The sequence below is a fragment of the Micromonospora sp. CPCC 206060 genome, assembly GCF_036906895.1.
In the GTDB taxonomy this organism is placed as follows: Bacteria; Actinomycetota; Actinomycetes; order Mycobacteriales; family Micromonosporaceae; genus Micromonospora.
On sequence record NZ_JBAKHU010000012.1, the window covers coordinates 14,254 to 28,048 of the forward strand.

Here is a 13,795-nt window from a genome sequence, read left to right on the forward strand (position 1 = left end):
CGGCAGCCCAGTCCGGCGCGTCCGCCGCCGCCCCGGCAGCGGCAGCCCAGTCCGGCGCGTCCGCCGCCGCCCCGGCAGCGGCAGCCCAGTCCGGCGCGTCCGCCGCCGCCCCGGCAGCGGCAGCCCAGTCCGGCGCGTCCGCCGCCGCCCCGGCAGCGGCAGCCCAGTCCGGCGCGTCCGCCGCCGTAGCCCCGGCAGCGGCGGAAGCCGCTTCGCGCGAGGAGGAGTCAGCGTGACCGAGAGCGAGAACCTCGTCGAGGTCCGTGATCTGAAGGTGCACTTTCCGATCAAGCGGGGGATGGTCTTCGACAAGGTCGTTGGCCACGTCAAGGCGGTCGACGGGGTCGATCTGAGCATCCCACGCGGCCGGACGTACGGCCTGGTCGGCGAGTCCGGCTGCGGGAAGTCGACCCTCGGTCGGGCCCTGTTGCAGCTCACCCCGCCGACCGGCGGTGAGGTCAGGTTCGACGGGGTGGACCTGACCACATTGCCGGCGGGCCGGTTGCGGACCATGCGCCGCCGGATGCAGATGATCTTCCAGGACCCGATGTCGAGCCTGGACCCCCGGCAGAACGTGGAGTCGATCCTGACCGAAGGGCTCCAGGCGCACGGCATCGGCGGCAGCCGGGACGAGCGGCGGCGGATCATCGCGGAGACGCTCGACGCGGTCGGCCTGCCCCGGTGGGCGCTCTCCCGCTATCCGCACGAGTTCTCCGGCGGCCAGCGGCAGCGGATCGGCATCGCCCGGGCTGTGGTGCTCGGGCCGGAGCTGATCGTGGCCGACGAGCCGGTCTCCGCGCTGGACGTCTCGATCCAGGCCCAGGTGGTCAACCTGCTGGACGAGCTACAGGAGCGGCTCGGGCTCACCTACCTGGTGATCGCGCACGACCTGGCGGTGGTCCGGCACATCTCCGACGTGGTCGGCGTGATGTACCTCGGCGCCCTCGTGGAGGAGGCGTCCGGCGACCAGTTGTACCAGGAGCCGCTGCACCCGTACACCCGGGCGCTGATGTCCGCGGTGCCGGTGCCGGATCCGGACGTGGAGGACCAGCGGGAGCGGATCCTGCTCTCCGGTGACCTGCCGTCGCCGGCCAACCCGCCGTCGGGCTGCCGGTTCCACACCCGCTGCCCGTGGGCCCAGCCGACCCGCTGTGCAGACGAGCGACCGATACTGCGCCAGATCAGTGGCAGCAAGGTGGCCTGCCACTTCGCCGAGCAGATCGCCAGCGGCGAACTGCGCCCGCACCAGGTCCGCGCCGAGGTGGTCCGGCCCGTCGACGAGGGCGACGCGCCGGGTGTGGTCTCCGCGCCCAGCGAGCCGGGTTCGTACGTGTAATTGAGTTAGGAAGGGCCCCTTCTTATCGCTTTCGGTAGAGGAAGGGGCCCTTCCTAACCACTCAGTCTGCCGGCGCGGTACGGCCCTCAGCCCTCCGGGCGGTTCAACAGCCCGACCGCGACCGTGTGCACCGCGTCCAGCCCGCCCGGGTCGGGCAGGGGTGCCCGGCCACCGGTGACGGTGTACCACTCGTCGGCGTCCCGGTACTGCACCCGCAGCACGACCTGCCCGCCGGTCGACTCGGTCCGCAGGGTCAACTCGCCGGTGACCACACCGACCTCGTCGGTCATCACCCCGCCCGGCCCAGGGACGATGTCGGCCGTTCGGCTCTCCCCGCCCGCAGCGGCGTCAGCTCCGGCGGCGCCGGGCACCCCGTTACCAGCCCTGGTGGCGCCGGAAGTCCCGTCGCCGGGGCTGGTCACGGCTGGGTCGTCCATGTGCAGCCCTCCAACATCTCGGTCAGCGCGGCCTTCTCAGCGCTGGTCACCGAGAGCCGCCAGTGGTGCTTGACCGTCACCCAGTTCGCGGCGTACTCGCACCAGTAGTCGTGGTTCGCCGGCTTCCACTGCGACGGGTCCTGATCACCCTTTGCCCGGTTGGAGGTGGCCGAAACCGCGATGAGCTGCGGACGGGTCAGATCGTTGGCGAACTCGCCCCGGCGGGTGTCGTCCCACTCGTCGGCACCGGACCGCCAGGCGTTGGCCAGGGGCACCACGTGGTCGATATCCACGTCGGAGGGATCGGTGAAGCTGCGGTTGTCGTACACGCTGGTCCAGCGACCGGCGACCACGTTGCAGCCGGAGAGCTTGATGTTCTTGCCGTCCCGTTGCAGCACCGAGTCGCGGACATCGCAGTTCTTACCGGTGTCCCGCCAGTGCGGGAAGCGGTTCCGACTGTAGCCCTTCATCGACCCGGCGGTGGCGACCGTCAACTGCCCGAGCCGTTCCTGGACCGAACCACTCGAAGGGGGTGGGGCGTTTTCCTCGGTCGGGGCGCAGCCGCCGACGAGGGCGAGCACCGCGGCTAGCGCGGCCACCGCCGGGAAACGGGACGCTGTTCTGGTACGCGGAGACGCCACCCTCCAAGCTTGCGGGCTGGCGGCGGTTCGCTCCAGTATTACCGGCCGGTTTCGGCGTTTCGTGGCGAGTGCCATATTCTGCGGGGCAGATTGGACAGCATGGCCGAATCCCCTCCACCGTCCGCGCTCCGGATCGGGACCGCCGCCGGTCGCGGTACCCTCCTCGCCGCGATCCTCGCCTCCGGGATGGTGTTCCTGGACAGCACGGTGGTCAACGTCGCGCTGCCCCATTTCGGCGCCGAACTGGACGCCACCGTCGCCGGCCTACAGTGGACTGTCAATGGCTACCTGCTGATGCTGGCGGCGTTCGTCCTGCTCGGCGGGGCCCTCGGGGACCGGTTCGGCCGCCGCCGGATCTTCCTGATCGGAGTCGTCTGGTTCAGCGTCGCCTCGATGCTCTGCGGGCTGGCGCAGAGCGTCGAGTGGCTGATCGCCGCCCGGTTCCTCCAGGGCGCCGGAGGCGCTCTGCTCACCCCGGGTTCGCTCGCCGTGCTCCAGGCGAGTTTCCACCCCGACGACCGGGGACGGGCCATCGGCACCTGGTCCGGACTCTCCGGGGTGTCCACCGCGCTCGGCCCGTTCCTCGGCGGCTGGCTGATCGACGTACTCTCCTGGCGCTGGATCTTCTTCATCAACCTGCCGCTGGCCGTGCCGGTCCTCCTCGCCGCCCTGCGCTGGGTGCCGGAGAGCCGTGACGAGGACGTGGCGCGGACCGGGCGCCGTCGGTTCGACATCGTCGGAGCGCTGCTCGGCGCACTCGGCCTGGCCGGTGTCACGTACGCGCTGATCGACGCGCCGCAGCGCGGTGCCGGCTCACCCGTGGTGCTGACCGCCGTACTGGTCGGCCTGGTCGCCGCGGTGTTCTTCGTGCTGGTGGAGCGGCGACGGGGCACCGGCGCGATGCTGCCCCCGGTGCTCTTCCGCAGCCGGCTCTTCTCCGTGCTGAACGTCTTCACCGTGCTGGTCTACGCGGCGCTCGGCGGATTCAGCTTCTTCCTCGCCGTCTACCTGCAGAACGTGGTCGGCTACTCGGCGTTGCTGACCGGGCTGGCCACCGTGCCGATGACGGTGCTGCTGCTGGTCGGATCCCCGCGCGCCGGGGCGCTCTCCGCGCGGATCGGGCCACGGCTGCCGCTCACCGTCGGCCCGGTCGTCGCCGCCATCGGGCTGGTGCTGCTGCACCGGGTCTCCCCGGGGGCGTCGTACTGGCTCGACGTGCTGCCCGGGGTGACCCTCTTCGGGATCGGGCTGACCCTGGTGGTGGCGCCGCTGACCGCCTCCGTGCTGGCCGCCGTCGCGGACCGGTTCGCCGGGGTGGCCAGCGGGTTCAACAATGCCGCATCCCGGGCCGGTTCGCTGCTCGCGGTCGCTGCGCTACCGCTGCTGGTCGGGCTGACCGGCGAGGGGTACGCCCAGCCGGAGGCGCTCACCGCCGCCTACCGGGGGGCGATGTACTGGTGCGCCGGGCTGCTCCTGGCCGGCGCGCTGCTGGCCGGCCTGCTCATCCATCGCCCACCGCGCGGGCACCCTGAGGAAGGCCCGCAACGACGTTAAGAAGGGCCCCTTCCTATACCGAAAGCGATAAGAAGGGGCCCTTCCTTACACCTCAGGCGCGGGCGCGGTTGACGGCGGCGGTGACCGCCTGCACCGAGGCGGTCACGATGTTGGCGTCCAGGCCGACCCCCCAGACCGTCCGGCCGTCGACCTCACACTCGACGTACGCGGCGGCCTGCGCGTCCCCACCGGAGGACATCGCGTGCTCGTGGTAGTCGAGCACCCGTACCTTCACGCCCAGTTCGGCCAGTGAGTTGACGTACGCGTCGATCGGGCCGTTGCCGACCCCGGTCACCGACCGGGCCTGCCCGTCGAGGCGTACCTCGGCCTCGATCTCGGCCTTCCCCTCCGCAGTACGGGTGCCGTAGCTGCCCAGCGTCAACGCCGGCTGCGTCTGGTGGGCGCAGAGGTAGTGGCCGGCGAAGATCTCCCACATGGTGCCCGGGTCGACCTCGCCACCAGAGTGGTCGGTGACCTGCTGCACCACGCCGGAGAACTCGATCTGGAGCCGGCGCGGCAGGTCGAGCTGGTGCTCGGTCTTCATGATGTACGCGATGCCGCCCTTGCCGGACTGCGAGTTGACCCGGATGACCGCCTCGTAGGTGCGGCCCACGTCCTTCGGGTCGATCGGCAGGTACGGCACGGCCCAGGTGAACGCGTCGACCTCCACCCCGGCTGCGGCGGCGTCGGCGGCCAGCGCGTCGAAGCCCTTCTTGATCGCGTCCTGGTGCGACCCGGAGAAGGCGGTGTAGACCAGATCGCCGGCGTACGGGTGGCGTTCGTGTACCGGCAGCTGGTTGCAGTACTCGACGGCCCGCCGGATCTCGTCGATGTTCGAGAAGTCGATCTGCGGGTCGATGCCCTGCGAGAACAGGTTCAGCCCCAGCGTCACCAGGTCGACGTTGCCGGTGCGCTCACCGTTGCCGAACAGGCAGCCCTCCACCCGGTCGGCGCCGGCCAGCAGGCCCAGCTCGGCGGCGGCCACCGCGGTACCCCGGTCGTTGTGCGGGTGCAGGCTGAGCACGACGCTGTCCCGGCGGGGCAGGTGCCGGTGCATCCACTCGATCGAGTCGGCGTAGACGTTCGGCATGGCCATCTCGACGGTGGCCGGCAGGTTGATGATCAACGGGCGGTCCGGCGTCGGGTCGATCACCTCGATGACCCGGGTGCAGACCTCCAGCGCGTACTCCAGTTCCGTGCCGGTGTACGACTCGGGGGAGTACTCGTAGTGGATGTCGGTGTCCGGGGTGTGGATCTCCGCGTACTTCTGGCAGAGCCGCGCGCCCTGGGTGGCGATGTCGGCGATGCCGTCCTTGTCCAGCCCGAAGACCACCCGCCGTTGCAGGGTGGAGGTCGAGTTGTAGAAGTGCACGATGGCCCGGCGGGCGCCGCGCAGCGACTCGAAGGTCCGCTCGATCAGGTGCTCCCGGCACTGGGTGAGCACCTGGATGGTGACGTCCTCGGGGATCAGGTCCTGTTCGATGAGCTGCCGGACGAAGTCGTAGTCGGTCTGGCTGGCCGACGGGAAGCCGACCTCGATCTCCTTGTAGCCCATCTGCACCAGGAGCTGGAACATCCGGCGCTTGCGCTCCGGCGACATCGGGTCGATCAGGGCCTGGTTGCCGTCCCGCAGGTCGACGGCGCACCACCGGGGCGCGGTCTCGACCCGGTGGCCCGGCCAGGCCCGGTCGGGCAGGTCGATGGTGAACTGCTGGTGGTACGGCTGGTAGCGCTGGTAGGGCATGCGGCTCGGCCGTTGCCGGGCGATCGGATTAGCGGCGTCGGCGTTGCTGGACTGGGCCATGGCGGATTGCTCCCGGAGGTCATGTGACGTCAGCGTCGGTCGTCTGAGCGGTAACGAGGTGGGCCCGGGGGCGTCCCGGACTGGGTCTGCGTGACCCGGACTGCTGGACGGCGCGCGTCAACCCCGCGACGAGGTGCCGGCCGGAGAGGCCTCGTCGCGGCAACGAAGGAGGAGCATCGCCTGCCACATGACACTGGTGACCCTACGTGGTCATCCGGGAGGGTGGAATGAATCTTCCACTTCTTGGGAACATGGCGGGTCAGCGCAGGATCAGCTCCGCCAGCGGGTGGCGCTGGCGTGGCGCGATCTCCCGCTCCCGCAGATCGTCGGGGAGGGTCGTCGGGTCGGCGAGCCGGCCGATCGCCACCACCACGTGCGGCTGCACCTCGGCCGGCAGGGCCAGGGTCGTCCGGAGGCCGTCGGCGTCGAAACCGGCCATCTGGTGCACGTGCAGTCCGAGCGAGGTGGCCTGCACGGAGAGGTGGGCCACCGCCTGACCGAGGTCGTACGCGCTGTGCGAGCCCGGCAGGTGCGCGCCGACCAGGAGCGCCGAGGCCCGGTCCGCCCAGCGCTGGTTCGCCCCGACCAGGTTCGTCAGGATCTGCTTGTGCCGCTCGTCGTCGCGTCGGCCGACCACGAACCGCCACGGCTGGCTGTTGCGGGCCGACGGCGCCCAGCGGGCCGCCTCCAGCATCGAGGCCAACTCGGCGTCGGTGATGTCGGCGCCCGGGTCGAAGGCACGCGGGCTCCAGCGGGTTGCGAGCAAGGGGGTCAGCTCCGCCATGACGTCGAGTCTGCCTGAGCGGAGGCCGGGTCGCGAAACCGGATGACCGAATGTGGTCAATCACGCCCTGAGCGTGAGCCGGTCAGGGCGTGGCGGTCACTCCGTCGGTCGGGACGCCGTCCGCCGGCGCGGGTGGCGCCGCCAGGCCCAGCGGCCCGCGGTCGACCAACTGCCCGGGCAGGGACACCGTCGCCGGCCCGGCAGCGGGCGTACCGGCCAGCGACAGCGATCCGAAGGCGGCCCGGACCCCGGTCAGCGTGCCGTCGGCGGCGAAGCAGTAGATCCCGACGTCGACCGGCGAGTTCAGGGAGGCGGAGGTCGACTCGACCGAGAAGCAGGTGCCGCTGGCACCGGGCAGTGGCCGGGTCACCGACACGGAGAGCGCCGACTGCCGGTCGGTCAGCACCCGCAGCCAGTCGGTGAACGGGTGCTGCACCCGCGGGTCGATCTCTCCCGGCAGGTCGCCGTCCGGATCGGCGACCCGGACGCAGCCCGGCGACGTGGGCAGTTGCCCGGATGGCAGTGCGCACTGGAAGAGCCCGTCGCCGGTCCGGGCCAGAGCGATGTCGGCCGTACCGCCGAGCGCGCTCTGCGGGATGTCGACCCGCCAGGTGTCGTCCGTGGCGTTGGTCACTGTCACGGTCCGCTCCGGCCGTCCGGGCACGTTGAACCGGTACGTGGCGGTCAGGTGGCGGTCCTGGGCCGCCGCCGCCAGCGCGGCGAGCTGGTCGCGGGCGACGTCGGCGCCGGGCGGGGCCCCGGTGGTGCTGGCCGGTGGGGGCGCCGGTGGCGGTGTCGGTTCCGTCCCGGTGCCGCAGCCGGACACCAGCGGCAGTGCGGCGGTGACCAGCAGCACCGGACCGGTGAGCGCCGGAAGTGCCCGACCACGCCGGACGGCCCGCCCGTCGGGGGCGGTGGCGGGTGGCGGGGCCGGCGGGGTGGCCCGGGGTACGGCGGGGCGGGCGGTACTCGGGACGTGGGTGTGGGCACCGGCGGGCACCCGGACATTGTCCGGTGCGGGGGCCGTTCCCGGGGGGCAACCCCCTGCCGCCGTCCGGTGGCGTGTCGCGCGGGTCGTCCCTCGGGCGGGCCCCGACGCCGACCGGTGTGCCGACCGCCACCAGCGTCGGCGAGCCGGATGGTGGGATCACCCGTCCCGCTCGTCGGCGGCGCCGGATACCCTGATGTCGTCTGACACGGCGCCGCCGGCATCACCCGGCGGCGTCGGCACGCTCAGGGCTGCTGGAGGGAGTGCGCCGTCGTGGCACTCGTGGTGCAGAAGTACGGCGGATCCTCCGTCGCGGACGCCGAACGGATCAAGCGGGTCGCCGAGCGGATCGTGGCCGCCCGCAAGGCCGGTGACGACGTCGTGGTCGTGGTCTCCGCGATGGGCGACACCACCGACGAGCTGATGGACCTGGCCCACCAGGTGAGCCCGGTGCCGGCCGGGCGTGAGCTGGACATGCTGCTCACCGCCGGTGAGCGGATCTCGATGGCGCTGCTCGCCATGGCGATCCACAACCTGGGGTACGAGGCCCGGTCGTACACCGGCTCGCAGGCCGGCGTGCTCACCACCTCGGTGCACGGCAGGGCCCGGATCATCGACGTCACCCCGGGCCGGCTGCTCGGCGCGCTCGACGAGGGCGCGGTCGCGATCGTGGCCGGGTTCCAGGGGGTCTCCCAGGACACCAAGGACATCACCACCCTCGGTCGGGGTGGCTCGGACACCACGGCGGTGGCGCTGGCCGCCGCACTGCGCGCGGACGTCTGCGAGATCTACACCGACGTCGACGGCATCTTCACCGCCGACCCGCGGATCGTCCCGAACGCCCGGCACATCAAGCAGATCACCTACGAGGAGATGCTGGAGCTGGCCGCCTGCGGCGCGAAGGTGCTGCATCTGCGCAGCGTCGAGTACGCCCGACGGGCCGGCCTGCCGATCCACGTCCGTTCGTCATACTCGACCAACACCGGCACCATGGTCACCGGATCGATGGAGGATCTTCCCGTGGAGCAAGCACTGATCACCGGGGTCGCCCACGACCGCAGTGAGGCGAAGATCACGATCGTCGGCGTGCCGGACGAGCCCGGTGCCGCCGCCCGGATCTTCGACACGGTCGCCGGCGCCGAGATCAACATCGACATGATCGTGCAGAACGTCTCCACCGAGGGGACCGGCCGCACCGACATCTCCTTCACGCTGCCCAAGGCCGACGGGCCGACCGCGATGGCCGCGCTCAGCAAGATCCAGGAAGCGGTCAAGTTCAAGGGCCTGCTCTACGACGACCACGTCGGCAAGGTCTCCCTGATCGGCGCCGGCATGCGCTCCCACCCGGGCGTCGCGGCCAGCTTCTTCGCCGCCCTCGGCGCCGCCGGGGTGAACATCGAGATGATCTCCACCTCCGAGATCCGGGTCTCCGTGGTCTGCCGGGACACCGACCTCGACGCGGCCGTCCGTGCCATCCACGACGCGTTCGAACTCGGGGGCGAGGAGGCGGCGGTCGTCTACGCGGGTACCGGGCGGTAACGGCGGTGGGGCGCCTGCCCACCCTCGCCGTCGTCGGCGCCACCGGCGCGGTCGGCACCGTCATGTGCGAGCTGCTCTCCGGGCGGAAGAACGTCTGGGGTGAGATCCGGCTGATCGCCTCCGAGCGGTCGGTCGGCCGGCAGGTGCGCTGCCGGGGTGAGGAACTGACCGTTCAGGCGCTCACCCCGGAGGTGTTCGACGGGGTCGACGTCGCGATGTTCGACGTACCGGACGAGATCTCCGCGCAGTGGGCACCGGTTGCGGTCAGCCGGGGCGCGGTCGCGGTCGACAACTCCGGTGCCTTCCGGATGGACCGGGACGTGCCACTCGTCGTACCCGAGATCAACCCGGAGCAGATCCGTAACCGCCCCAAGGGCATCATCGCCAACGGCAACTGCACCACCCTGGCGATGATCGTGGCGATCGCCCCGCTGCACCGCGAGTACGGCCTCCGGGAACTGGTCCTCGCCTCCTACCAGGCGGCCTCCGGCATCGGCAAGGCCGGCGTGGACACCCTGTACGACCAGCTCAGCAAGATCGCCGGAGACCGGATGCTCGGCTCCCGGCCGGGCAACGTCCGGCAGGCCGTCGGGGACGACCTCGGCCCGTTCCCGGCACCGCTCGCGCTCAACGTGGTCCCCTGGGCCGGCTCACTGCTCGACGGTGGCTGGTCCTCGGAGGAGATGAAGATCCGCAACGAGACCCGCAAGATCCTCGGGCTGCCCGATCTGAAGGTCTCCGCCACCTGCGTACGGGTGCCGGTGGTGACCGGCCACTCGGTGGCCGTACACGCTGTCTTCGGATCCGAGGTGGACGCCGAGGGCGCCCGCGAGGCCCTGCGGAACGCACCCGGCGCGATCCTGGTCGACGACCCGGCCACCGGAGAGTTCCCCATGCCGATCGACGCGGTCGGCACCGACCCGTCCTGGGTGGGCCGGATCCGCCGCTCGGTGGACGACCCCAGGGCGCTGGACCTCTTCGTCACCGGCGACAACCTGCGCAAGGGCGCAGCGCTGAACACCGCCCAGATCGCCGAACTGCTCGCCGCCGAGTTCCGGGCCGCGGCCCACTGAGCCGGCCGCACGCGCGGTTCACGCGGCGGCCAGGCGTACCCCGTCCCGGCCCTGCCGCTTCACCACGTAGAGCGCCTCGTCGGCCCGACGCAGGGTCAGCTCCGGTGCCTCACCGTGCCGGGGTAGGGCCACCCCCACGCTGATCGTCCGGCCGATCCCCCGGGCCGCCTCGACCAGCCGCTCGGCGACCCCCACCGCCTCGCCCGGTTGGCCCACCTCGACCACCGCCACGAACTCGTCCCCGCCGGTGCGGTACAGCTCGTCGCCGTGCCGCAGCGCACCCTCCAACGCCCGGGCCAGGCCGACCAGAACCTGGTCACCGGCCTGGTGGCCGTACGTGTCGTTGACCGACTTGAAGCCGTCCACGTCGATGGCGAGCAGCGCGGTACGCCCCGGCGTGGCGGTGGCGATCCGCTCCCCGAACGGCCCGGCGTGGCCCAGCCCGGTCAACGGGTCCGAGCTGGCCCGTTCCCGCAGCCGGGCCAACGTCCGTAGCCGGTCCAGACAGGTCCACGCCTGCCCGGCGAGCAGTTCCATCAGGTTCACCGTGGTCGGATCGGGGCGGCCCAGCCGCTCGTCCGCCACGAGCAGCATCCCGCCGGTGTCCGGTGGTCCCACCGGTACGGCGACCAGCGTGCGGACCCCGGCCCGGACCAGCGGCAGGTAGTCCGGTACGGGCGGCTGCCCCGGCTCACCGAGCGTGTACGCGGCACCGTGCCGGTGCGTCCGGGCCATGATCCGGCCCAGCGGGGCCTCGCCGGCCTCGACGAGTTCGGCCCGGATCCGGGACTCCAACTCCCCGGGGGTGCGGGTCGGGGCGCCGAGCCGCAGCCCGGCGGTCGGGTCGGTCAGCAGTAGTACCGCCGCCGAGAGCCCGGAGACCTCCCGCGCCGCGCAGCTGGCCCGCTCGTTCAGCTCCCACTCGGTGCCGGCGGTGGTGAGCGCAGAGGCGTGCCGGAGCAGTATCTCGCTGCGGCTCTCGGCCGGTGGACCGCCCAGCGCGGTGATCCGGGCACCGAGGCGCGCGGCGACCCGCTCGGCGGTCTCCCGCCACGGGCCCAGCTCCACCGACCCACTCCACTGGAGGTCGAGCACGCCCAGCGGGCGACCGGCCGGGTCGAGGACGGGTACGCAGACCTCGGCCACCACGTCGGGGCGTACCGGAAGGTAGTCGGGGTCCTCGGCGACGGCCGGTACGGTCACCCCGGTGCCGGAGGAGTAGACCCGCCCGAATATCCCCTGGTCCGGCGACACGGTGGAGAAGACCTGCCAGGAGCCGGTGGCGGCGACGCACCGCAGCCGGTCGTGCACGTGCAGCAGGACCGAGATGGTGGCCGGGGCGTGCCGGCCCAATGCGGTGACCGTCGACTGGCACGCCTCCAGCGCGGTCGACGCCATGGGCAGGCGGACCGCCACGTCACGGAGCACCCGTTGTTGATCCACGTCGGCGTCGTTCCAGCTCAGAGTGGGTGGGCAGGGGGAGGATGGCCGCGACCAAGCGTACCCACGGTCGGCGAGCGGGCCGGTTCGCTCGTACACATGTGCTATCCACAGGGTGTGGACACGGCCTGTGGGTTGCGGCGGGCGCCGACCACGACGGCGCTGTGGCGGGCGTCGCAGGACGGCTGCGCGGGCGCCCGGCGGGGACTAGCGTGAATGTCTCGCCGCGTGGAGGTGTCGATGCTCATCGCCCAGCTCAGTGATCCACACCTGACCACCAGCGCGTTGGCCAACGAGGCCGCCGCCGGCCTGCACCGGGCGCTCGGCCGGGTGCTGGCCCTGAAACCCCGCCCGGACCGGGTGCTGATCAGTGGTGACCTGACCGAGCACGGCAGCCCCGAGGAGTACGCCACGCTCCGGGAGATGATCGCCCGGTTCCCGCTCCCGGTGCACCTGGCCGCCGGTAACCACGACGGCCGGGAGGCGCTGCTCGACGCATTCGGCGGCACCCCCTGCCTGGGCGGGGGACACGAGCTGCACTACGTGGTCGAGGAGCCGGACCTGACGCTGGTGGTGCTCGACTCGCTGACCGCCGGCCGCCCCGAGTGGGGGCGCCCCGGACTGCTCGGTTGCGGCCAACTCGGCGAGGAGCAGCTCGCCTGGCTGGACGACGTGCTTGCCCGCCGCCCGGAGGTGCCGGCGGTGGTCTGCGTGCACCACCCGCCGGTGCCGGTGGGCATACCGTTCATGGACGGCATCCGGCTGCTCGACGGGGACGCCCTCGCCGAGGTGATCGGCCGGCACCCGCAGGTCGTCCGGGTCACCACCGGCCACCTGCACCGGGCGACCACCACGGCCTTCGCCGGTACGGTGCTGACCACCGCACCGAGCACCTTCCGGCAGGTCTCGCTCGCCATGCACGCCGACGACCAGCTCGGCTGGGTCGCCGAACCGACCGCGTTCCTGCTGCACTGGCTGACCGGCACCCACTGCGTCACGTACACCGTGCAGGTCAGCCACACCTCAGGGCTGATCGGCGTCTTCTGACAGCTCCGATCGGCGGCTAGCCCAGGGGCAGCCCGCGTACCTCCAGCGCCGCCTGAAGCTGGGCCAACGCCTTCGGCCCCATCCCGTGCAGCCGACGCAGCTCAGCGACCGGCACGCCGGCCAGTTGGTCGAGTCGGGTGTAGCCGGCTGCCGCGAGCGCCCGCCGCGCAGGTGCCGCGACGCCCGGCGGGAAGTCGTGATCCGGTCCTGTGGCCATCCGTCGATCCTGACAGGACGGTATGACGAAACCGGCAACGGCGCCGCTCGTGTACCTACCGGTCGTCCCGGTGATCCGCCCCGGCAAGATGACGGGCGACAGTCGACCCGAAGACGCCGTCGAGTTGGCCACAGCTCCGGCACTGGAAGTTGCGGTCGAGAAAGCCGCCGCAGCCGCCGCACCGGCCACAGTCGTCCGGATCGGCGTACCGATTCAGTACCTCCACCAGGGCCGACGCCGCCCGATGGGTCAGCGTGAAGGTCCGGTCCGCCGGACCGACCCGCATGGTGACGGTCATGACCGGCTGATCGGGCCGGCTGTCGAAGGGCGCGATCCCGGCGAGGAACTGTTCCATCGCCCTGGTCGGTGCGGGAACGTGGGGAGACGTCACCCGCCGAGGGTACTGCCGTCGCCGGACTCCCGGCGCCAGCCGAGTTCGGTGTTCGGCCGCTGAGCGCGTACTGAGCTGCATAGCATGATTCCGTGATCGACCCGGATGCGGATCAGGCGATAGTCGAACAACTCGCCGACCTGCTGCGGGACCGGATCCGCTCCGGCGACCTCGCACCGGGAGCGCTGCTGCCCGGCGAGACGCGGCTGACCGAGGAGTACGGCCTGAGCCGGACGGCGGTCCGGCAGGCGGTGGCGCTGTTGCAGGCCGAAGGACTGGTCAGCATCGACCCCACCCGGGGTGCCTTCGTCTGCTCCGGTGAGCCCGCCGAGACGATCACCCTGCTGAAGGGGGACACCGCCTCCGCCCGCCTGCCCACCCCTGCCGAGCAGGGGGAACTCGGCGCCGGTGACGGTGTGCCGGTGCTGGTGGTCTTCCGGGCGGACGGCTCCCGCGAGCTGTACGCGGCCGACCGGGTACGCGTCGGCCGCTGACCGCACGCGCCTCGACCGGAGGGACGCCGCGTGCCCCTGCCCCTTCCCGT

General features: G+C 71.9%; 14 protein-coding genes. 6 read left to right on the forward strand and 8 right to left on the reverse strand.

The features are described from left to right. Window positions 1-232 precede the first annotated feature (232 nt). Window positions 233-1,336, forward strand: a complete 1,104-nt coding sequence (locus tag V6U90_RS11290) for an ABC transporter ATP-binding protein (protein ID WP_334434261.1) — start codon at window positions 233-235, stop codon at window positions 1,334-1,336. Window positions 1,337-1,422: 86 nt separating this feature from the next. On the opposite strand, the gene V6U90_RS11295 is transcribed toward V6U90_RS11290, so the two are convergent. Beyond that, window positions 1,423-1,773: a hypothetical protein gene (locus V6U90_RS11295; protein ID WP_442933567.1), complete on the reverse strand. Its 351-nt coding sequence runs from the start codon at window positions 1,771-1,773 to the stop codon at window positions 1,423-1,425. After that, complete coding sequence (locus V6U90_RS11300; RefSeq protein ID WP_442933568.1) at window positions 1,755-2,372, reverse strand: HNH endonuclease family protein; 618 nt, start codon at window positions 2,370-2,372, stop codon at window positions 1,755-1,757. The genes V6U90_RS11295 and V6U90_RS11300 overlap by 19 nt, the downstream gene beginning before the upstream one ends. 141 nt (window positions 2,373-2,513) lie before the next feature. Here V6U90_RS11300 and V6U90_RS11305 point away from each other — a divergent pair, with 141 nt between their 5' ends. After that, a complete protein-coding gene (locus V6U90_RS11305) occupies window positions 2,514-3,968 on the forward strand; it encodes an MFS transporter (protein ID WP_334434263.1) in 1,455 nt (484 codons plus the stop codon). A 52-nt stretch (window positions 3,969-4,020) separates the two neighbouring features. Here the strand turns inward: V6U90_RS11305 and leuA are convergent, their stop codons facing one another. The 3 genes from leuA to V6U90_RS11320 form a co-directional block, all read right to left on the reverse strand. Beyond that, the gene (gene leuA / locus V6U90_RS11310; RefSeq protein ID WP_334434265.1) at window positions 4,021-5,772 is read right to left on the reverse strand and encodes a 2-isopropylmalate synthase; all 1,752 of its coding nucleotides are present in this window, start codon (window positions 5,770-5,772) and stop codon (window positions 4,021-4,023) included. Window positions 5,773-6,031: 259 nt separating this feature from the next. Next, window positions 6,032-6,556: a nitroreductase family protein gene (locus V6U90_RS11315; RefSeq protein WP_334434267.1), complete on the reverse strand. Its 525-nt coding sequence runs from the start codon at window positions 6,554-6,556 to the stop codon at window positions 6,032-6,034. Window positions 6,557-6,638: 82 nt separating this feature from the next. After that, window positions 6,639-7,556, reverse strand: a complete 918-nt coding sequence (locus V6U90_RS11320) for a hypothetical protein (RefSeq protein WP_334434269.1) — start codon at window positions 7,554-7,556, stop codon at window positions 6,639-6,641. A gap of 261 nt (window positions 7,557-7,817) precedes the next feature. On the opposite strand from V6U90_RS11320, the gene V6U90_RS11325 reads away from it, so the two are divergent. Both V6U90_RS11325 and V6U90_RS11330 read left to right on the forward strand, forming a co-directional pair. Further along, window positions 7,818-9,083 (forward strand): aspartate kinase, encoded by a 1,266-nt coding sequence (locus V6U90_RS11325; protein ID WP_334434271.1) that lies wholly within the window; start codon window positions 7,818-7,820, stop codon window positions 9,081-9,083. A gap of 5 nt (window positions 9,084-9,088) precedes the next feature. Continuing rightward, complete coding sequence (locus V6U90_RS11330; protein ID WP_334434273.1) at window positions 9,089-10,156, forward strand: aspartate-semialdehyde dehydrogenase; 1,068 nt, start codon at window positions 9,089-9,091, stop codon at window positions 10,154-10,156. Between the two features lie 18 nt (window positions 10,157-10,174). Here the strand turns inward: V6U90_RS11330 and V6U90_RS11335 are convergent, their stop codons facing one another. After that, on the reverse strand, window positions 10,175-11,599 hold the full coding sequence (locus V6U90_RS11335) for a diguanylate cyclase (protein ID WP_442933569.1): 1,425 nt from the start codon (window positions 11,597-11,599) through the stop codon (window positions 10,175-10,177). A gap of 213 nt (window positions 11,600-11,812) precedes the next feature. Here V6U90_RS11335 and V6U90_RS11340 point away from each other — a divergent pair, with 213 nt between their 5' ends. Beyond that, window positions 11,813-12,643, forward strand: coding sequence for a phosphodiesterase (locus V6U90_RS11340; RefSeq protein ID WP_334434275.1), 831 nt, complete (start codon window positions 11,813-11,815; stop codon window positions 12,641-12,643). Window positions 12,644-12,659: 16 nt separating this feature from the next. On the opposite strand, the gene V6U90_RS11345 is transcribed toward V6U90_RS11340, so the two are convergent. Beyond that, a complete protein-coding gene (locus V6U90_RS11345; protein ID WP_334434277.1) occupies window positions 12,660-12,860 on the reverse strand; it encodes a DNA-binding protein in 201 nt (66 codons plus the stop codon). A gap of 55 nt (window positions 12,861-12,915) precedes the next feature. Continuing rightward, on the reverse strand, window positions 12,916-13,251 hold the full coding sequence (locus tag V6U90_RS11350; protein WP_334434279.1) for a hypothetical protein: 336 nt from the start codon (window positions 13,249-13,251) through the stop codon (window positions 12,916-12,918). A gap of 92 nt (window positions 13,252-13,343) precedes the next feature. On the opposite strand from V6U90_RS11350, the gene V6U90_RS11355 reads away from it, so the two are divergent. Continuing rightward, window positions 13,344-13,745 (forward strand): winged helix-turn-helix domain-containing protein, encoded by a 402-nt coding sequence (locus V6U90_RS11355; protein ID WP_334434280.1) that lies wholly within the window; start codon window positions 13,344-13,346, stop codon window positions 13,743-13,745. The last annotated feature ends 50 nt before the right edge of the window (window positions 13,746-13,795 follow it).